Raw genomic sequence first — 21,655 nt, forward strand, 5'->3', positions numbered from 1 at the left:
CGGGGGCCCTCGGTCCCCGCCGCCCGCCACCCGAGACGAGGGGGGCGTTGTGACCGACAGTACGACCTTTCGAAACGAGGACCTGCCGGCCCTCTTCCACCACACGGACCAGGCGGCGGTCTCCCGGCAGCGGGAGTCCACCCATGCCACGCGGGCGCAGCTGCTGCTGCTCGTCGCGGCCGCGGGGGCCGCCGCCCTGCCGCCGGGGCCGGAGCTCGGCCCGCTGCACCTGTTCGGGCTGCTGAGCGTGGTCTCGTACGCGGCGGTGCTGGGTGTGGGGATGCGGGCGACCAGGCGCCGGGCCCGGCCGCAGTGGCAGCTCAACCGCAGTGCGGCGGAGTTCATCAAGTCGCTGGCCTGGCGGTACGCGGTGCACGGGGCGCCGTTCGGCAGTGATGTGGCCGATCCCGGGGAGACGTACCGGACGCGGCTGGAGGCGGGTCTTGCCGAGCTGCGGAAGATGGGCTGGGAGGATCCGCGGACGGCGGGCGCGGTGCCGGAGGGTGCGGAGATCACCGGGGCGATGCGGCGGCTGCGCGGCAGGGACTACCACGTGCGGCGCGAGACGTATGTACGGGACCGGCTGATCGAGCAGCGCAACTGGTACCGGCGGCGGACGGAGGTGTCCCGGCGGGCGACGCGCCTGTGGTCGTGGACGATCGTCCTGCTGACCTGTCTGGCGCTGCTGTTCGCGCTGCTGAGGACGTTCGGCTCGGGCCCGGGGGCGGGCCTGACCGGGCTGCTGAGCACGGCGGCGGCGGCCGGCATCGCCTGGAACGAGGTGCGCCGCCACCATCCGCTGATCGAGGCGCACACGCTGATCGAGCAGGACCTGGCGGCGATGATGGTCGTGATGCAGACGACCATCACCGAGGTCCAGTGGCCGTCGTCGGTGTACGAGACCGAGCGGTACGTGTCGCCGCAGCACACGGACTGGCTGGTTCGGCACAGCAGTTGAGACGGCACAGCGGTTGATCCGGCACAGCGGTCAGACGGCACAGCGGTCGAGAGGTGCCGGTCGCGGGTGGGAGGGCGTGGCTCAGTCCCGGGTCACGCCCTCGCGCCACAGGACGGTGACCGGCTTGCCCAGGGCCCGGGCGTAGGCCACGATCTCGGCGGTGCCGCCGTGGCCGCGGGCGGGCCGGCCGTCCCAGACGGCGACGAGCCGGTCGCAGGAGTCGGCGATGTAGGTGCCCGCGGCGTAGTAGGCCTCGTCCGTGGAGCGGGCGAAGTCCATGCGGATCTCCTGGGTGGCGCGGAGCCTGAGGCGCCGGTAGCGGTCCAGTGCCTCGGCGCCCTCGAAGGCCTCTTCGTAGTCCTCGCTGGGGATCACCACGGTGAGGTCGGCGCCGCATTCGAGTGCGATGGCCGCGAACAGCTGGTCCGCTCCGTCGGCGAGGCTGGAGAGGGCCTCCAGCGGGCCTTCGTGGCCGTCCAGTACGGCCCGCAGGCCGTTCTCCACATGGCCGAGCACCGAGTCGGGAAGGGACCGGTGCCCGGTCACGCCGATGCGTTTCATGCAGGAACCTGCTTCCCCCGTGGACACGGCCGCCCTGGACATCCTCCCAGAAGGCGGGAGGACGTCCAGGGTGCCGGCAGGGGCGCACGGGGCACGGTCAGTAGACGCTGACCCCGTAGGCGTTGAGCGCTTCGACCACGGGCTGGAAGAAGGTCGTGCCGCCGGAGGAGCAGTTGCCGCTGCCGCCGGAGGTGAGGCCGACGGCGCGGGTGCCCGAGTAGAGGGGGCCGCCGCTGTCGCCGGGCTCGGCGCACACGTTGGTGCGGATCATGCCGTAGACGATGTCGCCGCCGCCGTAGTTGACGGTGGCGTTGAGGCCGGTGACCCGGCCGCTGTGGGTGCCGGTGGTGGAGCCGCGCCGGGTCACGGACATGTTGACCGTGGCGTTGACGGCGCTGGTGATGTCCTGGCCGCCGACGGTCCCGGGGGGCGTGGGCGTGTTGCTGGCGTACTTGATGAGGCCGTAGTCGTTGTTGGGGAAGCTGGACCCGGTCGTGGAGCCGAGGACGTTCGTGCGGGCGGAGTTGGTCCACCAGGTGCCGGCGCCGTCGGTGCAGTGTCCGGCGGTCAGGGCGTAGTAGTTGCTTCCGCTGCGGACGTTGAAGCCGAGCGAGCAGCGCCAGCTGTTGGCGTAGATGGCGTCGCCGCCGGAGGCGAGCTTGGTGAGTCTGCCCGGGATGCGCTCGATGCGCAGTGCCCCGGCGTCGGTCCCGGCTTCGCGCTTGATTCTCGCGATGGCGGCGGCGGAGACGGTGGAGTCGGCGGAGACCACGAGGGTTCCGGTGGCGGGGTCGGCGTGCCAGGCGGTGCCCGCGACGTCGGCCCGCAGGACGGAGGCGCCGGCGGAGGCGAGCCGGTCGGCGCTGAAGCCGCCGTCCTGGGGGTCCGCGCTCGCCGCGGTGGGGGCGGCGAGCGCTGCGGCGGCGGCCAGGCCGGTGGCCACCGCGAGCAGCCTGTTACGGGTGGTGCGCTTGATCCTCACTTCTCGTCCTCCTGGAGAGGGTCGGGGGCCGGCGGTCGTGGGGGTGCCAGGGCCCGTGAGGCGCAGCCGGGGGCACGACGGGCGCATGAACTTTGGCCGTGTCCCTGACAAGCGCTGTCGGGAGTGTCCTGGCGTCGGATACCGGTCGCAAGAGCGGCTTTCGGCCTTCGCCCGCCGCCTTTCACCGTGGGGGGCGGCGTGCTCCCCGGTGGGGGGAAAGGCCGTGGGAAGGGGTCCGTGAAGGCGCGGTCGGGCGGCGCGGCGGAGCCCGGTCGGGCTCCGCGGTGATCGCGCCCCGCGCGCCGGATATGCCGGCCTGCGGGCGGCGGGAGGGGCGCCGGCCGACCCCGTACGGGACGTCGCCGACGGCGGTCCGCGCCACGGGCCCGACGGCGCCGGGAGCGACGGGCGGCCTGCCGCCGCGGCCGTATGAGCACCCTCGGGTCTGCGCCACGTGACCGGTACGGTCGCGGGCGTACGGCGGCGGGCTCCCCGGCGGCGGGGCCGCGGGGGCGCCCCGGAGGGGCTCGACACCCGCGGTGACAAGGCCGAAAACGCCTGCGGCCCGGTGCCGTTCGGGCCCGACGGCGACGGCCCGGGCGGTCACGGCCGCACCTTCGCACCGTGCGGGCGGCCGCGCCGCGAGGGCCGGGACGGCACCGTCCGCGGCGGGCACGCGGGGCCGCGGTGCGCGGTCCCCGGTGGTGGCGGCCCGGAGCCTGCCGCCGCCGCGGGCGCGGCCGGGGACCGACCGCCGAGCGGCACCGCCCGCCGGGTGCGCGGGCCGCCCGGCGTGCGGCGCCCGAAGGTCTCCCCGGGCCCGCACGGCGGCGGGCCTCCCGCGTACCGGACGCACGCGGGCGCGCCCGCGAACGCGGCGAGGTGCGGTGCCCGGCGCCGCGGGGCCCGGGGGCACCACCCGGCAGTGGGTCCGCGGCCCCGGAACGGCCGGAATTCGACCTTCCGGGTGTCCGGCGGGGCGGAGGCCACCGCCCGGCGCGCGGGGGCCGGGCGGGGCGGGGGTGCCGGGCGGGGCCAGGGAGCCGGGCGGGGCGGGGGGCCGGGTGGAGCGCCCGCGGCGGACCCGGGCGCGGCCGTGTGCGCGCCGTGTCCGCCGGGCCGCGTGCGGATCGTCTGCGTGATCGCTCATCCGCTCAGCCCTTCCACGCGCGTCCGGACGGGAATCCCCGCATACGCCGTCCGGACGTGTGGAACTGACGCGGACTCAGTCGCAGCAGCAGCCGCAGTTGCAGTCGCAGCAGCCGCCGTCGCCCCCGCCGCCACCGGAACCGCCGCCGGAACCGCCGGAGCCTCCGGAGCCGCCGGCCGACGAGGAGCCCGACGGGCAGCAGTCGCAGCATTCGCAGGCGTCGCACCACGGGTCGCGCTTCTTGCGCGACCATGGGCCTTCGTGCTCGGTGCAGCAGATCTGACAGGTGCAGAAGAGGCCGATGGCCACGGCGCAGCCGGCCAGCAGGCCGCGACGCGGCCGCTGCGGGTGCTGACCGCCGCCACCGAAGCCACCGCCGCCGAAGCCGTCGCCCCCGCCGAAGCCGCCGCCTCCGCCACCGCCGTACCCGCCGGGGCCGCTGCCGCCGCCCGGGGCCTGCGGGGCGTTCACACCGTGCGGGCCGGCGCCGTACGGCTGCGCGCCGTGCGGAGCACCGCCGTAGGGGTTGCCGCCGTAGGGGCCGCCGCCGTTCCCGTCGTACGGGTTCGAGGCGTACGGGTTCGGGCCCTGCCCGGCCGAGGCGGTGGCCGTGTGGCCGCAGCTCATGGTTCCGAAGGCCCGGTCCACGGAGGTGCGCAGCTCGTGCACGAGCAGTTTGTGGGCGAGGCCCGCGTCCGCGAACTCGACCTCGCCCAGCGCCAGCCTGATGCCGTGCAGGGCGTCGTCGCAGAGCCTGCGGGCCTCGGTGAGCGAGGTCCCGGTGGCGGTGAGCGGGTTCCAGGCGCCCGCCTCCGCGTCGGCGCCCTGGTCCTCGACCGCGTCCAGCAGGTGCGCGAGCCGCCCGAAGTACCGGCCGGCCTCGGCGAGCGCGGCGGCGTTGCCCGGCCGTCCGGCCAGCTGTGCGGTATGCGCGAAGGCGGCGGCCGTCGCGGTCTCCGTCGGCTCGGTCACGACGAGCACGGACGTGCCGAGGCCGGCCAGCGTCTCGATGCCCGCCTGCCGGTCCACGGCGTCGACGAGCACCGCGGTGTCGAAGCCGAGCGAGGCGCCGGTGCGCGCACCGGCGCGGTCCCAGCCGCGGGCCACCTTGCGCGCGGCAAGGGCGATCGGGGCCCGGGCCAACAGCCCGTCCCGGTCCGCCACGTGGTCGCGCACCTTGGCGGAGGCCAGGACGAGCGAGACGGCGGCCGCGAGCCGGGCGCCCTCGCCCTTGGCGACGGCGGCGGTGCGCATCCCGCGCAGCGGGCAGGGGCCTGCGGTGCGCCGGGAGCCGGGTGCGGGACCCGACTGAGCCTCCGTCAGAACAGAGACGAGCAACCCGTCATAGTTCGTAACGATCCGGGCGAACTGCCCGTGATCCCCCCGAAGTGCCAGGCACAGCCCGCACAGATGGGCCATCCACTCCGCCTTGAACCGCTCCCCGAGCCGGTGCGTGCAGGGTCTGACTATGCCGAACAAGCTGCTCCCCCGTGTGTCGTACGCGTGCTTGCCCGGCATCGTATCGACCCGCGTCTTTCACCCGTACGTCCCCGTCGCCCACCCGTACGGCGGCGGTCGTCGTATTTTCACTCAGTCAGCAGCGGTGACGACCAGGATCCTTGACCGTGCAACGGATGTTCTGCACCAGTACCGTCACGAAACCCCTGCGCGGCGACTATCCACTTGGCGCGTTGTCAGCATCATGGACGAGCATAGGGGCAGCGGAGAGAAAGACAGACTGACCGCGGTGAAAGGAGGCAGTCCATGGGTTCGGTGCGCAAGGCGAGTGCCTGGCTGGGTCTCGTGGAGGACAGCGACGACGAGCGCTACTACGACGATGACTACGCGGAGGGCTCCCACGGTTCCGTGGCGGGCCCCGGTGACCAGTGGGTGACCGACCCCCGTGTCAAGGTGGCCTCCGAGTCGGCCGTGGAGCACGGCCGCCGGATCGCCACGGTCACCCCGGACGGATTCCGTGACGCGCGCGGCATCGGCGAGCTGTTCCGCGACGGCGTCCCGGTCATCGTGAACCTGTCGTCGATGGACCCGACCGACGCGAAGCGCGTCGTGGACTTCGCGGCCGGTCTGACCTTCGGGCTGCGCGGTTCGATCGAGCGGGTGGCGACCAGGGTCTTCCTGCTGACCCCGGCCGACACCCAGATCGTCAGTGGCGAGGCGGGCGGCCGCTCGCGCGACTTCTTCAACCAGAGCTGAGCAGGGCTCTCACCGGAAGGCGTCGAGCCCGGTGAGCGCCTTGCCCAGCACCAGCTGATGCATCTCGACGGTGCCCTCGTAGGTGAGGACCGATTCGAGGTTGGTGGCGTGCCGCATGACGGGGTATTCCAGGGAGATCCCGTTGGCGCCGAGGATGGTCCGCGCGGTGCGGCAGATCTCGATGGCCTCGCGGACGTTGTTGAGCTTGCCGAAACTGATCTGCTCCGGCCGCAGGGTGCCCGCGTCCATCCGCCGGCCCAGGTGGTGGGCGAGCAGGATGCCCTTGTGGAGTTCGAGGGCCATGTCCGCGAGCTTGGCCTGGGTGAGCTGGAAGCCGCCGATGGGCTTGCCGAACTGCTCCCGCGTCCTCGCGTAGTCGAGCGCGGCCTCGAAACTGGCGCGCGCCGCGCCCATGGATCCCCAGATGATCCCGTACCGCGCGTGGCTGAGGCAGCCGAGCGGCCCCTTGAGACCCGTGACGAGCGGCAGCACCGCGTCGGCGGGCAGCCGTACGTCGTCCATGACCAGCTCGCTGGTGACGCTGGCCCGCAGCGACCACTTGTGCTTGATCTCCGGGGCGGAGAACCCGGGCGTGTCGGTGGGCACCGCGAAGCCGCGGATGCCGTCGTCGGTCTGCGCCCACACCACGGCCACCGCGGCGACGGAGCCGTTGGTGATCCACATCTTGCGGCCGTTCAGCACCCAGTCGGTGCCGTCGCGCTTGGCGTACGTCCGCATCGCGGCGGGGTCCGACCCGACGTCGGGCTCGGTCAGCCCGAAGCAGCCGATCAGTTCGCCGGCGGCCATGCCGGGCAGCCAGCGCTGCTTCTGCTCCTCGGAGCCGTACTTCCAGATCGCGTACATGGCCAGCGATCCCTGTACGGAGACCAGCGAGCGGATGCCGGAGTCGGCGGCCTCCAGCTCCAGGCAGGCGAGGCCGTACTGCACGGCGCTGGCACCGGCGCACCCGTAGCCCTCCAGGGACATGCCGAGCGCCCCGATGGCACCGAGTTCCCGGGCCAGCTCCCGGATCGCGGGCAGCTCTCCGCTCTCGTACCACTGGGCGATGTGCGGCAGCACCCGGTCGGCGGCCCAGCCGCGGACGGTGTCCCGGACGGCGAGGTCCTCGGGCCCGAGGAGCTCGTCGAGCCCGAGCGGATCGGTGGGAACGAAGGACACGGGGCCTCCCGGCGGCCTGAGCGGAACCTAGCGGCGCAAGTTTTTGCGCCCACCCGAAGCTATTGGCCTGCGGCGGGCAAATCCAGCCCTGTTTCACGGCTCCGGCCGGCCCTCACCGCTCCGGCCCCCCGCCGGTGTGCGAAGTGCGGCCGGCTCCGGTCAGCCGGCCTGCTCGACCGGGGTCGGCCGCGCCGCGTCGCCCTTCGCCTGCGCGGGCAACCGCACGGGCTCGGCGTCCTCGGACGCCCCGCAGTCCATGACCCGCGGCAGCTTCAGCGCCATCACCGCCCCCGCGAACAGCAGCGCCGCGCTCACCAGCAGCGTGACGTGCAGCCCGTGCACGAAGGAGTGCCGCGCCGCCGCGTACAGCGCGGCCCCGGCCGGGCCGCCGAGGCCCGCCGCGATCTGGTAGGCCTCGCCCAGGGAGTTCGCCGCGCCCGCCGAGTCCGCCGCCGGGACGCCGGGGACGGAGACGAGGCCCGGCCGGTACGCCGCGTTCATCACGCTGCCCAGCAGGGCGATGCCGATGCCCGCGCCCAGCTGGTAGGAGGTCTCGCCGATCGAGGCCGCCCCGCCCGCGGTCTCGGCCGGGGCCTCGCTCAGCATCGACTCGTACGCGGCGAACAGCGTGGTCTGCAGTCCGAAGCCGAGCAGGATGAAGCCGACGGTCAGCAGCACCGGCCGGTCCTGCTGGCCCATCAGCGTCAGCAGCAGCACGGCGAAGCCCGTCAGCAGGAAGCCCAGCGACACCATGGTGCGCGGCCCGACCCGGGCCAGCGTGTAGGAGCCGGTGGCACCCGCGGCCATGGCGGCGAAGGTCAGCGGCAGCAGCCGCAGGCCGGTCTCCAGCGGGCTGAGGTGCAGCACCAGCTGGAGGTACTGGACGGCGATCAGCTCCAGCCCCACCAGCGCGAGCATGGCGAGGACGATGCAGGCGACCGAGGTGGAGAAGGCGGCCCGGGAGAACATCCGCATGTCGATCAGGGGGTGCTCGCGCCGCTTCTGGCGGCGTACGAACAGCACGAGCAGCACCGCGCCGAGCAGCAGCGGTACCAGCGCCTGCGCGTCGAGGAGGTGCCGTTCGGCGCCGATTCGCTTGATCCCGAGCACCGAGCCGAGCACGCCGGCGGCGGCCATCAGCGCGCCGAGCACGTCCCACGGCCCGTCCGCGGAGCCGCGCGACTCCGGCAGCAGCCAGCGTCCGAGCGGCAGGATCAGCGCCATCAGGGGGATGTTGATGAGGAAGACGGAGCCCCACCAGAAGTGCTCGATGAGGAAGCCGCCGAGGACCGGGCCGCTGGCCGCGCCGATCGCGGCGACGGCGGTCCAGATGCCGATGGCCAGGGCCCGCTCGCGCCGGTCGGGAAAGACCTGGCGCAGGATCGACAGGGTGGCCGGCATGATCATCGCGCCGCCGATGCCCAGCAGGGCGCGGGCGGCGATGAGCACCTGGGCGTTGTCGGCGAGGGCCGCTATCGCGGAGGCCACGCCGAAGAGTCCGTAGCCGAGGAGGAGGATGCGGCGGCGGCCGACCCGGTCGCCGAGGGTGCCGAAGAGGATCAGCAGCGAGGCACAGACCAGCGGGTAGGCGTCGACGATCCAGAGGAGCTCGATCGGGCCGGGCCGCAGGTCCTCCGTGACGGACGGGACCGCCACGTGCAGAATCGTCGCGTCGAGCGCGACGAGGACCAGGCTGACGCAGAGAACCGCCAGGACGACCCAGCGGTTGGCGCCGCCGGAGGCCGCTCCCAGCCGCTGCCAGGGCGAAGGGGTCCCGGCCGTGGCCGCGTTCGTCCCCGCCATGCATGTACCTCCCAGGTGATCCCTCGCGCTCGGTGGACCAGCGTCTTGTGGAGCCACGGGGGGTGGTGCGCTGTGCGGCATCCAACGGGGTCCGGCATCGACACGCGAGTGAACGGTCAGCGTACGCGAGTTCGTGAGCCCGGCACGTGGCCAAGCTCTCATCCCGGCGACGCCCCCCGTGTGGCGTGCGCCACTCCCCCACCCCGAAGCCTCCCCCCGCGTACACGCCCGATCACGGTCCGTGGTTCTCGGCGTCGGCCCAGGTCGGACGCCACCGATAATCATGCCCGTGGAAGATCTTGGATTTCGCCGGGCCGCGCCCGCGCTGGCCGCCTTCGCCGCGGTCCGGCTGCTGGGGCTGACCGTGCTCGCGGTGTGGGGGGCGGTGGCGGGCAGCAGCCCGCACACGCTGCTGTCGGCCCGATGGGACTCGCTCTGGTACGCCCGTATCGCCGCCGAGGGGTACGGCTACGAGATCGCCCTCCCCAACGGGGACGTCCACTCGAACCTGGCGTTCTTCCCGCTGCTGCCGTGGCTGGAGCGGGTGGTGGCGGCGCCGACCGGGCTCTCGTACGGCTCGGCGGGCCTGGTGGTGTCGGTGTGCGCGGGGCTCGCGGCGGCGTGGGGGATCTTCGCGGTGGCCGACCTGCTGCACGGCCGGCGGACCGGGGTGTTCGCGGTGGCCGTCTGGGCGGCGCTGCCCGTCGGGATCGTGCAGTCGATGGCGTACAGCGAGTCGCTGTTCACCGCGCTCGCCGCGTGGTCGCTGTACGGGGCCCTGCGCGGCCGGTGGCTGACGGCGGGCCTGCTCGCAGCCGGGGCCGGCCTGACCCGCCCGGTCGGTGCGGCCGTCGTCCTGGCGGTGTGGGTGGCCGCCGTCCTGGCCCTGCGGCGCGGGGAGCGGTCGTGGCGGATGGCCGCCGGGTCGCTGCTGGCTCCGGCGGGGGCGGCGGCGTACGTGCTGTGGGTGGGGGCGCGCACCGGGGGCGGGCTGCTCGGGTACCTGGAGGTGCAGGCCGGCTGGGGCAACGGGTTCGACGGCGGCTGGGCCTTTGCCCGCTTCGTCGGGGCGAAGCTGACCTCGTCCGCCTTCCCGGCCGGGCTGGGTCTGGTCGCCGGGGTCGTCCTGGTGCTGTGGCTGTACGTGGCGTGCGTACGGCAGCGGCAGCCGGCGCCGCTGCTCGTGTACTGCGGGGTGGTCGTGGCGCTGGCGTTGTGCGCGTCCGGGTATTTCGGGTCGAAGCCGCGGCTGTTGCTGCCCGCCTTCCCGCTGATGCTGGTGCCGGCGGTGGCGCTCGCCCGGTGGCGGGCCCGGCGGGCGGTCCTGGTGGTGGGCGCGGCCGCGCTGGTCTCGGCGGTGTACGGGGCGTTCTGGCTGAACGGCTCGGGCCCTCCGTAGGAACCCCGCGTGTCCGGGCGGATCTTCGCCGGCCGTCCACGGGTGAGGGAATCGACCTGCGGCAATAAAGTCCGAATAAGCATCGGAAACAATTTCCGGACATCGGATCGGGAAGGATCCAACCCCTGCCGGAATACCGGGAATTAGGGCCGGCGTGAGACCAACTCCACATCACATGGTCATCACAAACCCCGCGATTCGCCCGGGCCGACCATCCCCTCACGGTAACGTCGATTGAGTGCGTACCGATCAAATCCTGACCCGTCTGGAGCGGGTCTTCGCCCGGCTGGACCGGGAACCGGAGCGACCGGCTCATCTGCAGACCCCGCAGATGAGCCGGCACCGCGTCGTGCTCCTGGGGTCGACCCTCGCGTTCTACCTCGCCATCGTGGTGGCCGTACTGACCACGTCGTGGCTGGTCCGCCTGGACTGGCAGATCATGTTCTTCCGGCCCTACGAGCAGTGGCCGCAGCTGCACGCGTTCCTCGACTACCTGGTCGTGCTCGGCCAGCGCGGGCCCACCGCGGTCATGGTCGCCGCGTGGCTCGGCTGGCGCTCATGGCGCCAGCACACCCTCCGCCCGCTGATCACCCTCGGCGTCGCGCTGCTGCTGCTCAACGTCACCGTCGGGTCCGTGAAGCTCGGCCTCGGCCGGCTCGGCCCGCACTACGCGACGGAGATCGGCTCGGCCGAACTCTTCGCGGGCGGCGATATATTCCCTTCCGGCCACACCGCCAACGCCGTCGTGACCTGGGGAATCCTTGCCTACCTGGCGTCCACCGTGGTCACCCGGCGGGTGCTGTCCGTGGTGTCCGCGGTCGTCTCGCTCAGCGTCGGCGCCACCACCGTGTACCTCGGCACGCACTGGGTCAGCGACGTCCTGCTGGGCTGGTCCGCGGGTCTGCTGATCATGCTGGCGCTCCCCTGGTTCGAGCCGCTCATCGCACGGACCGAGGCCTACGTCTTCGACCTGCGCGAGCTGCTGCGCCGCCGGGCCGAGACCGGGCGGATGCCCGCCCCGGTCGTCACCGCGCTCACGCCGCTGCTCTCCGCGGGCGGCAAGTGGCAGCTGAAGCCGGTGGCGGTGCCCGCCGAGGGACCGTCCACGGCGCCCGCCCCGGCCACGCCGGCCGGTGCCGCCACGGGGCACGCCCCGGCGCACCGTTCGATCGCGCACCCCGCCAACCGGCCGCACCTGATCCGCTCCGAGCGGACGCCGCTCACCCCGGCCGGCAGCCGCCGCCCCGCGCACACGGCACACACCGAGCGGGCCGGGACCCGCGGCACCGCGGCCCGTCCGGTGGCCGGCGGCTGACGTTCCACGAAGGGGGCGGTACGCACCATCCACCCCCGCGACGCGAAGGCGGGCCGGGTCGTCGACCCGGCCCGCCTTCGGCGTTCGTCAGCGCCGCGCCCGGACGTTCGTCCATCCCGGGTCACGCTTGTGTCACAGAATATCTACAGTCGCCAATTGCTTTCCGAAGCACGACACGCCCGGCGTCCAGACGTATTCGAATTTCCACCGAGAACCACAGAATTGCCGCATCGGATTTCCATGGACCGTCTGGACCGGGCCGGCTGAATCCCCCTCAGATCCGCTACATTTCCTTCACTTCGAACTCACGGCCGAGCAGCATGATGTGAATCACCGGAACGTCCGGGTTCGCGGCCCGGTGCACAGCAGGCAGGTGTGCGCGTCGGCCGGTTCCCCGGCACGGCCGCGGCGTTCGGCTTCGCCTCGGGCACCGGCGCGGGCGTCGGCTTGACCACGGCCACAGGCACCGGATGCGGCTTCGGCTTCGCCGTCGGCACGGGGTTCGGCACAGGGTTCGGCACGGGGTGCGGCACGGGGTTCGGCTCCGGGAGGAGCAGCAGGGTGCCCACCGTGATCGCCTCCGGTTTCGGCCCGATCGTTTCGCGGTTGGCCTCGTACAGCGCCTGCCAGCCGCCCCGCACCCGGCGCTCGCGGGCGATCGTGACCAGCGTGTCCCCGCTCCGTACGGTGTGCATCCGCCCGGCGAGCCCGTACCGCTTGGAGCAGACCGGCCACGCGTTCCAGCCCTGCGCGGCGAGGACCTCCTGTGCCACCCGGATCTGCTGCGCGCGCTCCGCCAGGTCGGCCCGCGGCGCGAACACCAGGCCGCCGTACTCCTCCCACGTCGGCTGCCAGAACTGCAGCCCGCCGTAGAAGCCGTTGCCGGTGTTCACGGCCCACCGGCCACCGCTCTCGCAGTCGGCCACGCAGTCCCAGGGCCATTCCCCGCCCGGGCCGCAGTCCCCGGGCCCGCTCCCGATCACGCCCGGCGAGCCCGGGTGCGCGGCCCCGGCCGGACCCGGCGCGGGCGGCGGTGGTGCCGCGGCCGCCGTCCCCCCGAGCGGTACGAGCGCCAGCACGGAGGCGACGACGGCAGCGGCGCGGGCGGCCCGGTGGGCCCGGGGGGTCCGGAGGTTGGGCATCGGGTCACGCTACGCAGCACTCCACGGGCTTGCGGGGCCCGCCACGCGGCGGTCACGCCACCCCACCCGGTCGGCCGACCCCCCGATCCCGCCGAAACGGCCACACCCGGCCACCAACTGCGCACAACCAGAAAACAGTTGGCACAAAACCGAAGCCCGGGACGCACGGTTCACCCTTCCGGGCGCCCGGTTCGAATCCGTTCCCTCAAATGGCGTGACCCCGGCCGCCGCTCCTGCGTTGTGCCCGGCGAGCCGGGAGCCTCCCGGACCCGCACCTATGCCGAGGAGCCACCCCGTGCCGCGCATGCTCGACGTCAGTGATGAGGTACGTGCCGAGATCGGCGACGAAGAAGCCGACAGGCTGCTCGTCGGCGACGACGCGCCGCGCAGTTACGACTGCACCTCCTGCCGCACTCCGGGCGACCCCGAGAACGACCGCACCAGCACGGTGCTGTTCGTCGGCGAGGAGACCGCCGTCCTCGCCTTCGCCCACGCCACCTGCATCCCCTCGCAGGTCGTCTCCGTCTCCGAGGAGCAGCTCCAGGGCGCCGTCCGCAGCATCACCGGTGACAGCCCGGCGCCCGCGCAGGACACGGGCGCGCCCGCCCCGCAGAACGTGCCGGGCGGACAGGCCGTCCTCGGCATCACCAGCGGCCTCGTGCTGATCGGCGGCGAGCTGCACCCCGCCCTGGTCGTCGAGCCGACCGCGCCCATCGCCCGCCCGGGCAGCGACGGCCCCGGCGACGACTTCCTGCCGCTCCTGATCGAGCAGGGCTTCATCCCGGTGACCGACACGACCGAACTGCCCACCCTCCTCGGCGGCTGGTCGGTCCTGCTCGCGGCCGGACAACTGCACGCCGTGCTCCAGCCCGGCACCGACGGCGGCGGCCAGGTCGCCTGGTGGCAGGCCCACCAGGCGCTGTCGGTCACCGACGGCTGGCGGACCGCCGTCCAGAAGACCCAGCGCGTGCTGATCTACGCCGCGCCGGTCGGTTCCATCGGCCAGCAGCCGCGCGAGGACCTGCTGCGCGACGCGCTCGACAAGGCCGCCGCCGCGGGCAAGCTCGTGGCCGCCGCCATGCCGCTGGCGGGAACGCCCGGCGCCTGATCCCGAGCCGGTACCGAAAGCGGCCGCCCGGCCCCCCGCAGTGGGGGCCGGGCGGCGTGCGCCGGGGGTGTGCGGTCCGTCCCGCACACCCCCGGCGATCTGCGTTTCCCGCCCCCTCACCCCGCATCCGCAGCGCGCCGGTTTCGTTGGCTGATACGTGCATCCATACGACTCCTCCCGCGCCCCGTCCTATCCGAGCACCGTTCCCGCCATGCGTCCCGTACGGGACCGGGACAGCTCTCCGGCCGCCGTCTCGCACACCCCGATCTACGACACGCTGTACTCGGAGTACCTGCGCGCCTTCCGGGCCCTGCCGGGCGACCGTACGGGCGAGGAGGATCTCGGCTTCACGGCCTTCTCGTACGGGGGCGGCTACACCGGGGGCACCTACGGCAGCGGCTGGAACGGTTCGGCATGGCAGCGGACCGACTGGCAGCCCTCCTACACCCCGCAGACGCCGTCACCGGCGCCGCCCCCGCCCGCACCGGCCCCGTCGCAGCCCGCCTACTCGTACGCGGGCGGCTCCGGATACGCCGACGGGCGGCAGCACCAGACCGGGATGACGCACATCCCGGCGGCCCTGCCGCCCGCTCCACGCCGGGGCTACTGACCCCGGACCGCCGCTACTTCTTCTTCTTGTACTGGGCGCCGCGCTTCTCGCGCACCCGCACCGAGATGTGGATCGGGGTGCCCTCGAAGCCGAACTCCTCGCGCAGACGGCGCTCGATGAAGCGCCGGTAGCCGTGCTCCAGGAAGCCGGAGGCGAAGAGGACGAACCGCGGCGGCTTGCTCCCCGCCTGGGTACCGAACAGGATGCGGGGCTGCTTGCCGCCGCGGATCGGGTGCGGGTGGGCGGCGACGACCTCACCGAGGAAGGCGTTCAGCCGGCCGGTGGGAACGCGCGTCTCCCAGCCCGCGAGGGCGGTCTCGATCGCCGGGACCAGCTTCTCCATGTGACGGCCGGTGAGCGCCGAGACGTTCACCCGGGGCGCCCAGGAGACCTGCTGCATCTCGGTCTCGATCTCGCGCTCGAGGTAGTAGCGGCGCTCCTCGTCGAGCTCGTCCCACTTGTTGTAGGCGATCACGATCGCGCGGCCGGCCTCGACGGCCATGGTGATGATGCGCTGGTCCTGGACGCTGATGGTCTCGGTGGTGTCGATCAGGATGACCGCCACCTCCGCCTTCTCGACGGCCGCGGCCGTGCGCAGCGAGGCGTAGTAGTCGGCGCCCTGCTGGAGGTGGACCTTCTTGCGGATGCCGGCGGTGTCGACGAACTTCCAGGTGACGCCACCGAGCTCGATCAGCTCGTCGACCGGGTCGCGGGTGGTGCCGGCCAGCTCGTTGACGACGACCCGGTTCTCCTTCGCGACCTTGTTCAGGAGCGAGGACTTGCCGACGTTCGGGCGGCCGATCAGGGCGATGCGGCGGGGGCCGCCGGGGGCGGCGCCGCCGAAGGTCTGCTCGGGGGCGTCCGGCAGGACGTCGAGGACGGCGTCCAGCATGTCGCCGGTGCCGCGGCCGTGCAGGGAGGAGACCGGGTGCGGCATGCCGAGGCCCAGCGACCACAGCGAGGCCGCGTCGGACTCGCCGCTCTGGCCGTCGACCTTGTTGGCGCACAGGACGACGGGCTTCTTGGCCTTGCGGAGCAGCTTGACGACGGCCTCGTCGCTGTCGGTGGCGCCGACCTTGGCGTCCACGACGAAGACGACCGCGTCGGCGGTCTCGATGGCGTACTCGGCCTGGGCGGCGACGGCCGCGTCGATACCGAGGACGTCCTGCTCCCAGCCGCCGGTGTCGACGACCTTGAAGCGGCGGCCCGCCCACTCGGCCTCGTAGGTGACGCGGTCGCGGGTGACGCCGGGCTTGTCCTCGACGACCGCCTCGCGGCGGCCGATGATGCGGTTCACCAGGGTGGACTTGCCGACGTTGGGGCGCCCCACGACGGCGAGGACGGGCAGCGGGCCGTGGCCCGCCTCCTCGATGGCACCTTCGACGTCTTCGAGGTCGAAGCCCTCTTCCGCGGCGAGCTCCATGAACTCCGCGTACTCGGCGTCGCCAAGTGCTCCGTGGTCGTGCTGGTCGTTCATGAAGTCCGTTCCTCGTCGTTCGTGGTGATCGGTGGTGCCCGCGCAGCGCGGTTCCACTACTGGGTTCAAGTCTCGCTCAGCGCCCGGTCAGGCGCTTGGCGTCGGCCAGGTGGGCGGTCAGCCGGTCCTGGATGCGTACGGTCGCCAGGTCCAGGGCGGTACGGGTGCGGCGGCCGCTGCCGTCCCCGGCGTCGAAGGCCGAGCCGAAGACGACGTCGACCCGGCTCTTGAAGGGCGGCAGGCCCGGGATGAGCCTGCCGCGGCCCTCGGCGCTGCCGAGGACGGCGACGGGCACGATGGGCGCGCCGCTGCGGACCGCGAAGTACGCGAGTCCCGCGCGCAGGGAGGCGAAGTCGCCCTCGCCCCGGCGGCCCTCGGGGAATATCCCCAGGGCCCCGCCCTGGTCGAGCACGGCGAGGGCGCGGCCTATCGCCGCCCGGTCGGCGCCGGAGCGGTCGACCTTGACCTGGCCGATGCCGTCCAGGAAGGGGCCGAGCGGACCCACGTACGCTTCCTTCTTGATCAGGAAGTGCAGGGGGCGGGGTGCGGTACCCATGACCATGGGGCCGTCTATGTTGTGGGTGTGGTTCACGGCGAGGATGACGGGGCCCGAGGCGGGCACCTTCCAGGCGCCCAGTACGCGCGGCTTCCACAGCCCGTACATGAGGCCGATGCCGATGCGCCTGCCGACCGCCGCACCCTTGAGGGAGGGCGCTGCGCTCACTTGCGGCCCGCCCGCTTCTCCTCCACGAGCGTCACGACGCACTCGATCACCTGGTCGAGCGTGAGTTCGGTGGTGTCCACCTCGACCGCGTCGCCGGCCTTGGCCAGCGGCGAGGTCTTGCGGCCGGAGTCCGCGGCGTCGCGCCGGATCAGCGCCGCCTTGGTGGCCGCGAGGTCGGCGGCCTCCTTGCCGCGGAGTTCTCCGCTGCGCCGGGCGGCGCGCGCCTCGGCGGAGGCCGTCAGGAAGATCTTGAGGTCGGCGTCGGGGAGGACGGTCGTGCCGATGTCCCGGCCCTCGACGACGATCCCGTCCGCGTCCCGGGCCGCCTCGGCGGCGATGGCACGCTGCAGCTCGGTGATGAGCGTGCGCACCTCGGGGACCGCGCTGACGGCGCTGACCCTGGAGGTGACCTCCTGGGTCCGGATGGGACCGGCGGCGTCGAGGCCGTCCACGGTGATGGTGGGCGCGGCAGGGTCGGTGCCGGACACGATGGACGGCTTGCCGGCGGCGACCGCCACGGCCTGCGCGTCGTCGGTGTCGACCCCGTTGGAGATCATCCACCAGGTGATGGCCCGGTACTGGGCACCGGTGTCCAGGTAGCGCAGCCCGAGCTTGGCGGCCACGGCCTTGGAGGTGCTGGACTTGCCCGTGCCGGAGGGACCGTCGATGGCGACGATCACGGCGGACGGAGCTGCGGTTTCCACGGTGCGGGCACCTTCCTGGTTGCGCGTGCGTGTCAGGGCGCGGCAAAGCGCCCCTCTCCAAGGTTACCGGGCCCCGGCCACCCCCCGGCCCCGCCCGTGGTTTGCGCACCTCGCGGGCTCAGGAGGTGCGCAGGGCCCAGCCCCTTTCCCGCAGCTCGGCCGTGAGGGCGGCGGCGGACCGGGGCTCGACCATGAGCTGGACGAGACCGGCCTGCTGGCCCGTGGCGTGCTCGATCCGCACGTCCTCGATGTTGACGCCTGCGCGGCCGGCGTCGGCGAAGATCCTCGCCAGCTCGCCCGGCTGGTCGCTGATGAGCACGGCCACCGTCTCGTAGACCGTGGGCGCCGCGCCGTGCTTGCCCGGCACCCGTACGCGGCCCGCGTTCCCGCGGCGCAGTACGTCCTCGATGCCCGCGGCGCCGCCGCGGCGCTTCTCCACGTCGGCGGACTGGAGGCTGCGCAACGCGTCGACGGTCTCCTCCAGGTCGGCGGCGATCCCGGCGAGGACGTCGGCGACCGGTCCCGGGTTGGCCGACAGGATCTCCACCCACATCCGCGGGTCGGAGGCGGCGATCCGGGTCACGTCACGGATGCCCTGCCCGCACAGCCGTACGGCCGTCTCGTCGGCCTCCTCCAGCCGGGCCGCGACCATGCTGGAGACGAGCTGCGGGGTGTGCGAGACGAGCGCGACGGCCCGGTCGTGGGCGTCGGCGTCCATCACCACCGGTACGGCCCGGGAGAGGGCGACGAGCTCCAGGGCGAGGTTGAGCACCTCGTGGTCGGTCTCGCGGGTCGGGGTGAGCACCCAGGGGCGGCCTTCGAAGAGGTCCGCCGTCGCGGCGAGCGGCCCCGACTGCTCCTTGCCCGCCATCGGGTGCGTGCCGATGTAGGCGGTGGCGTCCACGCCGAGCGCGGCCAGTTCCCGCCGCGGTCCGCCCTTGACGCTGGCCACGTCGACGTAGGCCCGCGCCGCGCCGCGCCCTATCAGGTCGGCCAGGGTCGCGGCGACGTGGGCCGGCGGGACTGCGACGATCGCGAGGTCGACCTGCTCGTGCGGGGGCTCGTCGGTGCCGGCCCCGAGGGCGGCGGCGGTACGGGCCCGGTCCGGGTCGTGGTCGGCGAGGTGCACGGTGACCCCGCGGGCTGTCAGGGCGAGCGCCGCGGAGGTGCCGATCAGTCCGGTTCCGATGACGACGGCGGTTCTCACGGGGCGCTCCACAGGTGCGTGACGACAGGTTCTGACTCAGGGTAGCCAGACGGTACGCGGCGAGGGCCCGGCTGCCCGCCCTGTGGGACGGCGGCCGGGCCCTGGTGGGACCAGGTCTTCAGAACTTCTGCTGCCGGATGATGTCCTCGATCGAACCGGAGGGGATCTCTCCGCCCGGGGTGAGCCTGTCGACCGCCTGCGGCAGGCTCTGCGCGATCTGGTCCGCGGCCTGTTCCGGGGAGACGCCGGCCTGGGCGGCGACCTGCTGGAGGGTCTCGTCCGGCAGGGCCTCGCTGATCTGCGCGCCGCTGACCGGCTGGTTCTCGCCCGTGCCGATCCAGGACTGCGCCTGGTCGGCCAGGCCGGACCTGGTCAGCATGTCCATGAGGCCGCCGAGCGGGTTGTTCGCGCCGCCGCCCGTCCGGGCACCGCCGGCGCCGCCCATGAGCGCGCCGAGCAGGGCGCCGAGGACGTTTCCTGCGCCGCCCCCGCCACTCCCGCTGCCGCCCTGCCCGCCACCACCGCCGAGGAGGCCGCCGAGGAGCGAGCCGAGGTCGTTGCCTGCCATCGTCGTGCCTTTCGCAGAAGGGCCGGGCCGCGCGGACAGCGCCCGTACCCGGCTTCGGGACACGGACAATGTCGCCCACACCGGGTGGTGTCGCCACCCGGCACCCGGGCCCGGTTCCGCTGCGGTAGAACGATCCGCATGATCTTCCACATCGTCCCGCTCGCCGACTGGACCGCCGCACCCGAGCTGCCGTACGCCCCGCCCTCGCTCGACTCCGAGGGGTTCGTGCACTGTTCGGCGGACCGTACGACGGCGCTCGGGATCGCCGACACGCACTACCGGGAGCAGCCGGGGACCCTGCTGGCGGTCGAGCTCGACGAGGACGCGCTGACCGCGGAGGTCCGCCGGGAGGGTGATTCCGGCGACCGTTTCCCACATGTTTTCGGTCCGCTGAACCGGGACGCCGTGGTCCACGTGTGGGAGGTCGTACGCACACCTGGCACACCCGCATCACTGACACCGTGGCAGTGGAGCTCGTGATTCGGGCGCGGCAGGCTTCACCTGGGGCCCGCCGCACGTCAGGATGCTGCACGCCGATCCGCCACACAGCGAGGAGAGACTGATGAGCGACCCCACGCAGACCGCCCGGCGCAAGGTACTGGTGATCGGAGCGGCCACCCTGGCCGGCGGTGCGCTCACCGCCTGCGGCGGTGGCGGCGACGGCGGGAGCGCAGCGACCGGCGAACCGAACGGCGCCGCCACCCCGCCGCCCGGCTCCGCCCCGGCCGACGCGCCCTCGGCGGGCGGCGCGGCCGCCGGTACGAAGTCCATCGCCAAGGCGGCGGACGTGCCCGTGGGCGGCGGCAAGGTCCTCAAGGAGGAGAAGCTCGTGGTCACCCAGCCCACGGCGGGCTCCTTCCGCTGCTTCACGGCGGTCTGCCCCCACCAGGGCTGCCTGGTGAGCAAGGTGGCGGACAACACCATCAACTGCGCCTGCCACAACAGCGAGTTCAAGGCCACGGACGGCTCGAAGATCTCGGGACCGGCCACCAAGGGGCTCGCCGAGAAGAAGATCACGGTCTCGGCGGACGGCAGCATCACGCTCGCGTAGCGGGCGCTCGCAGCCCTGCCGGCCCGCGGAAAAGGCCCGGCAGGGCGGGTGCGCCCTGGCATAGGCTCCCCGGATGGACGATCTGACGCTGGTACGGGACCACACGGTCTACCGGTGCGTGATGGGCTCCCGTGCGTTCGGGCTGGCCACGGAGAGCAGCGACACCGACCGGCGCGGCGTCTACCTCGCCCCGACACCGCTGTTCTGGCGGTTCGAGAAGCCGCCCACGCACGTCGAGGGGCCCCGGGAGGAGGAGTTCTCCTGGGAGCTGGAACGTTTCTGCGAACTCGCCCTGCGGGCCAACCCGAACATCCTGGAGTGCCTGCACTCGCCCCTGGTCGAGCATGCCGACCCGGTCGGCCGGGAGCTGCTGTCGCTGCGCGGGGCCTTCCTCTCCCGCCGGGCGCACACCAGCTTCAGCCGGTACGCGGCCTCCCAGCACGGCAAACTCGTCGCGGACGTCCGCGTCCACGGGGCGCCGCGCTGGAAGCACGCGATGCACCTGCTGCGCCTGCTGCTGTCCTGCCGCGACCTGCTGCGCACGGGCCTCCTGAGCATCGACGCGGGCCCGTACCGCGACCGCCTCCTCGCCGTCCGCCGCGGGGAGCTCACCTGGGACGAGGTCGACGCCTGGATGACCCGCCTGCAGGAGGAGACGGAGCGGGCCCTGGCCGGCACTCCCCTGCCGGAGGACCCGGACCGTGCCCGGGTGGAGGACTTCCTTGTCCGCACCCGGCGGGCGTCAGCCTCGTAGGACCCGGCGGGCGACGACGAACGCGTCCAGCGCGTCGTACGCCGACCCGTGCGCGGGCAGCGCGGTGCCCGCCTGCGCGGTGTCCAGCAGCGCGTGCAGCGCCTCGAAGTCCTCCCGTACGGCGGCGACGGGCGGGCCCTGGTAGCCCCCGTGCTCGGCGTCGGCCTTGGCCTCGATCAGGGCGGCGAGGTACGGCGGCGCCTCGGGAACCTCGGCCAGCAGGGTCGGCAGATGCGCCTGCACCTCGGCCGCCCTCATCAGGTGGATGCCGGTGAGCAGCGCCCGGAAGGCGTAGAGGAGCGGCTTGAGTTCGGCTGCCTTGTCGAAGAGCCGCCACTGGGTGTTCGCGAACCCCCGGTAGTGGTGGGCGTGGTGGGAGGTCAGGACGCCCGGGGCGAGCGCGACCAGCTCCTCGTGGGCCTCCGTCGTGTGGACCACGAGCGGGGACAGCAGCTGCTCGAGCACATAGCCGTTCCGGTTGAGCATGAGGCGGACGAACTTGCGCAGGTCGTGCGTGACGAGGTCCATCTCCACGTCGTCGCGGTCCCACATGCGGGTGCGGGTTTCCTCGGGCTCGCGCAGGCCCAGGAGGTCCTCGACGGGGAGCAGGTGCGCCCCGCGCAGGTCGATGTCGGAGTCCCGGGAGGGGAAGCCGTACAGGTGTGCGCCCGAGACCGTGGCGAAGAGCAGCGGGTCGGGCTGCTCCGCCACGACGGGGGTCAGGTCGATACTCAGGGCGTCCAGCATGG

Annotated in this window: 21 protein-coding genes; 9 read left to right on the plus strand and 12 right to left on the minus strand. The window is 73.3% G+C overall.

Features of this window, described 5'->3' with window-relative positions; translation table 11 throughout:
* The first annotated feature begins 49 nt into the window (after nucleotides 1-49).
* On the plus strand, nucleotides 50-958 hold the full coding sequence (locus NRK68_RS07770) for a DUF4231 domain-containing protein (protein WP_257855426.1): 909 nt from the start codon (nucleotides 50-52) through the stop codon (nucleotides 956-958).
* Between the two features lie 81 nt (nucleotides 959-1,039).
* Here the strand turns inward: NRK68_RS07770 and NRK68_RS07775 are convergent, their stop codons facing one another.
* The 3 genes from NRK68_RS07775 to NRK68_RS07785 all read right to left on the minus strand — a co-directional run bounded on the left by NRK68_RS07775 (nucleotide 1,040) and on the right by NRK68_RS07785 (nucleotide 5,130).
* Nucleotides 1,040-1,519, minus strand: a complete 480-nt coding sequence (locus NRK68_RS07775) for a hypothetical protein (protein ID WP_046780577.1) — start codon at nucleotides 1,517-1,519, stop codon at nucleotides 1,040-1,042.
* 97 nt (nucleotides 1,520-1,616) lie between these two features.
* Complete coding sequence (locus NRK68_RS07780) at nucleotides 1,617-2,501, minus strand: S1 family peptidase (protein WP_257855428.1); 885 nt, start codon at nucleotides 2,499-2,501, stop codon at nucleotides 1,617-1,619.
* Nucleotides 2,502-3,726: 1,225 nt separating this feature from the next.
* Nucleotides 3,727-5,130: a DUF5685 family protein gene (locus tag NRK68_RS07785; protein WP_183069339.1), complete on the minus strand. Its 1,404-nt coding sequence runs from the start codon at nucleotides 5,128-5,130 to the stop codon at nucleotides 3,727-3,729.
* Between the two features lie 285 nt (nucleotides 5,131-5,415).
* Between NRK68_RS07785 and NRK68_RS07790 the strand changes: the two genes are divergently transcribed.
* Nucleotides 5,416-5,865 (plus strand): cell division protein SepF, encoded by a 450-nt coding sequence (locus tag NRK68_RS07790; RefSeq protein ID WP_046780579.1) that lies wholly within the window; start codon nucleotides 5,416-5,418, stop codon nucleotides 5,863-5,865.
* 9 nt (nucleotides 5,866-5,874) lie between these two features.
* Here the strand turns inward: NRK68_RS07790 and NRK68_RS07795 are convergent, their stop codons facing one another.
* Together NRK68_RS07795 and NRK68_RS07800 are read right to left on the minus strand one after the other, a co-directional pair.
* Nucleotides 5,875-7,044: an acyl-CoA dehydrogenase family protein gene (locus NRK68_RS07795; protein ID WP_257855429.1), complete on the minus strand. Its 1,170-nt coding sequence runs from the start codon at nucleotides 7,042-7,044 to the stop codon at nucleotides 5,875-5,877.
* 159 nt (nucleotides 7,045-7,203) lie between these two features.
* Nucleotides 7,204-8,847, minus strand: a complete 1,644-nt coding sequence (locus NRK68_RS07800; protein WP_257855430.1) for an MFS transporter — start codon at nucleotides 8,845-8,847, stop codon at nucleotides 7,204-7,206.
* 283 nt (nucleotides 8,848-9,130) lie between these two features.
* Between NRK68_RS07800 and NRK68_RS07805 the strand changes: the two genes are divergently transcribed.
* Both NRK68_RS07805 and NRK68_RS07810 read left to right on the plus strand, forming a co-directional pair.
* The gene (locus NRK68_RS07805; protein WP_257855431.1) at nucleotides 9,131-10,246 is read left to right on the plus strand and encodes a putative hexosyltransferase; all 1,116 of its coding nucleotides are present in this window, start codon (nucleotides 9,131-9,133) and stop codon (nucleotides 10,244-10,246) included.
* Nucleotides 10,247-10,484: 238 nt separating this feature from the next.
* On the plus strand, nucleotides 10,485-11,561 hold the full coding sequence (locus NRK68_RS07810; RefSeq protein ID WP_257855432.1) for a phosphatase PAP2 family protein: 1,077 nt from the start codon (nucleotides 10,485-10,487) through the stop codon (nucleotides 11,559-11,561).
* A gap of 305 nt (nucleotides 11,562-11,866) precedes the next feature.
* On the opposite strand, the gene NRK68_RS07815 is transcribed toward NRK68_RS07810, so the two are convergent.
* On the minus strand, nucleotides 11,867-12,703 hold the full coding sequence (locus tag NRK68_RS07815) for a LysM peptidoglycan-binding domain-containing protein (protein WP_373023484.1): 837 nt from the start codon (nucleotides 12,701-12,703) through the stop codon (nucleotides 11,867-11,869).
* 295 nt (nucleotides 12,704-12,998) lie between these two features.
* On the opposite strand from NRK68_RS07815, the gene NRK68_RS07820 reads away from it, so the two are divergent.
* Together NRK68_RS07820 and NRK68_RS07825 are read left to right on the plus strand one after the other, a co-directional pair.
* Nucleotides 12,999-13,811: a DUF8842 C-terminal domain-containing protein gene (locus tag NRK68_RS07820; RefSeq protein ID WP_183069334.1), complete on the plus strand. Its 813-nt coding sequence runs from the start codon at nucleotides 12,999-13,001 to the stop codon at nucleotides 13,809-13,811.
* Nucleotides 13,812-13,968: 157 nt separating this feature from the next.
* Nucleotides 13,969-14,421 (plus strand): hypothetical protein, encoded by a 453-nt coding sequence (locus NRK68_RS07825; RefSeq protein WP_183069333.1) that lies wholly within the window; start codon nucleotides 13,969-13,971, stop codon nucleotides 14,419-14,421.
* A 13-nt stretch (nucleotides 14,422-14,434) separates the two neighbouring features.
* Here NRK68_RS07825 and der read toward each other — a convergent pair whose 3' ends face one another.
* From der to NRK68_RS07850, 5 genes are all read right to left on the minus strand, one after another.
* The gene (gene der / locus NRK68_RS07830; protein ID WP_183069332.1) at nucleotides 14,435-15,898 is read right to left on the minus strand and encodes a ribosome biogenesis GTPase Der; all 1,464 of its coding nucleotides are present in this window, start codon (nucleotides 15,896-15,898) and stop codon (nucleotides 14,435-14,437) included.
* 76 nt (nucleotides 15,899-15,974) lie between these two features.
* Nucleotides 15,975-16,664, minus strand: a complete 690-nt coding sequence (locus NRK68_RS07835) for a lysophospholipid acyltransferase family protein (RefSeq protein WP_257855434.1) — start codon at nucleotides 16,662-16,664, stop codon at nucleotides 15,975-15,977.
* Nucleotides 16,619-17,326 (minus strand): (d)CMP kinase, encoded by a 708-nt coding sequence (cmk, locus tag NRK68_RS07840; RefSeq protein ID WP_183069331.1) that lies wholly within the window; start codon nucleotides 17,324-17,326, stop codon nucleotides 16,619-16,621. Before cmk ends, NRK68_RS07835 begins: the two co-directional genes overlap by 46 nt.
* Before the next feature lie 118 nt (nucleotides 17,327-17,444).
* A complete protein-coding gene (locus NRK68_RS07845) occupies nucleotides 17,445-18,533 on the minus strand; it encodes a prephenate dehydrogenase (RefSeq protein WP_183069330.1) in 1,089 nt (362 codons plus the stop codon).
* Between the two features lie 118 nt (nucleotides 18,534-18,651).
* A complete protein-coding gene (locus tag NRK68_RS07850; RefSeq protein ID WP_373023485.1) occupies nucleotides 18,652-19,182 on the minus strand; it encodes a YidB family protein in 531 nt (176 codons plus the stop codon).
* Nucleotides 19,183-19,239: 57 nt separating this feature from the next.
* On the opposite strand from NRK68_RS07850, the gene NRK68_RS07855 reads away from it, so the two are divergent.
* The 3 genes from NRK68_RS07855 to NRK68_RS07865 all read left to right on the plus strand — a co-directional run bounded on the left by NRK68_RS07855 (nucleotide 19,240) and on the right by NRK68_RS07865 (nucleotide 20,906).
* Nucleotides 19,240-19,581, plus strand: a complete 342-nt coding sequence (locus NRK68_RS07855) for a DUF952 domain-containing protein (RefSeq protein WP_183069328.1) — start codon at nucleotides 19,240-19,242, stop codon at nucleotides 19,579-19,581.
* A gap of 82 nt (nucleotides 19,582-19,663) precedes the next feature.
* Nucleotides 19,664-20,152 carry a Rieske (2Fe-2S) protein gene (locus NRK68_RS07860; protein ID WP_183069327.1) on the plus strand — a complete coding sequence of 163 codons (489 nt, stop codon included), beginning with the start codon at nucleotides 19,664-19,666 and terminating at the stop codon, nucleotides 20,150-20,152.
* 73 nt (nucleotides 20,153-20,225) lie between these two features.
* A complete protein-coding gene (locus NRK68_RS07865) occupies nucleotides 20,226-20,906 on the plus strand; it encodes a nucleotidyltransferase domain-containing protein (RefSeq protein WP_183069326.1) in 681 nt (226 codons plus the stop codon).
* Here NRK68_RS07865 and NRK68_RS07870 read toward each other — a convergent pair.
* On the minus strand, nucleotides 20,895-21,653 hold the full coding sequence (locus tag NRK68_RS07870; protein ID WP_257855436.1) for a nucleotidyltransferase domain-containing protein: 759 nt from the start codon (nucleotides 21,651-21,653) through the stop codon (nucleotides 20,895-20,897). The genes NRK68_RS07865 and NRK68_RS07870 overlap by 12 nt on opposite strands.
* Nucleotides 21,654-21,655 lie beyond the last annotated feature (2 nt).

The organism is Streptomyces yangpuensis, from assembly GCF_024666385.1.
Classification (GTDB): domain Bacteria; phylum Actinomycetota; class Actinomycetes; order Streptomycetales; family Streptomycetaceae; genus Streptomyces; species Streptomyces yangpuensis.

Excerpts from the sequence above, each read along its gene's own strand:
- NRK68_RS07775 (WP_046780577.1), bottom strand. The coding sequence starts at position 1,519 with ATGAAACGCATCGGCGTGACCGGGCACCGGTCCCTTCCCGACTCGGTG.
- NRK68_RS07790 (WP_046780579.1), top strand. The coding sequence starts at position 5,416 with ATGGGTTCGGTGCGCAAGGCGAGTGCCTGGCTGGGTCTCGTGGAGGAC.
- NRK68_RS07800 (WP_257855430.1), bottom strand. The coding sequence starts at position 8,847 with ATGGCGGGGACGAACGCGGCCACGGCCGGGACCCCTTCGCCCTGGCAG.
- NRK68_RS07805 (WP_257855431.1), top strand. The coding sequence starts at position 9,131 with ATGCCCGTGGAAGATCTTGGATTTCGCCGGGCCGCGCCCGCGCTGGCC.
- NRK68_RS07815 (WP_373023484.1), bottom strand. The coding sequence starts at position 12,703 with ATGCCCAACCTCCGGACCCCCCGGGCCCACCGGGCCGCCCGCGCCGCT.
- der (WP_183069332.1), bottom strand. The coding sequence starts at position 15,898 with ATGAACGACCAGCACGACCACGGAGCACTTGGCGACGCCGAGTACGCG.
- NRK68_RS07855 (WP_183069328.1), top strand. The coding sequence starts at position 19,240 with ATGATCTTCCACATCGTCCCGCTCGCCGACTGGACCGCCGCACCCGAG.
- NRK68_RS07860 (WP_183069327.1), top strand. The coding sequence starts at position 19,664 with ATGAGCGACCCCACGCAGACCGCCCGGCGCAAGGTACTGGTGATCGGA.
- NRK68_RS07865 (WP_183069326.1), top strand. The coding sequence starts at position 20,226 with ATGGACGATCTGACGCTGGTACGGGACCACACGGTCTACCGGTGCGTG.
- NRK68_RS07870 (WP_257855436.1), bottom strand. The coding sequence starts at position 21,653 with ATGCTGGACGCCCTGAGTATCGACCTGACCCCCGTCGTGGCGGAGCAG.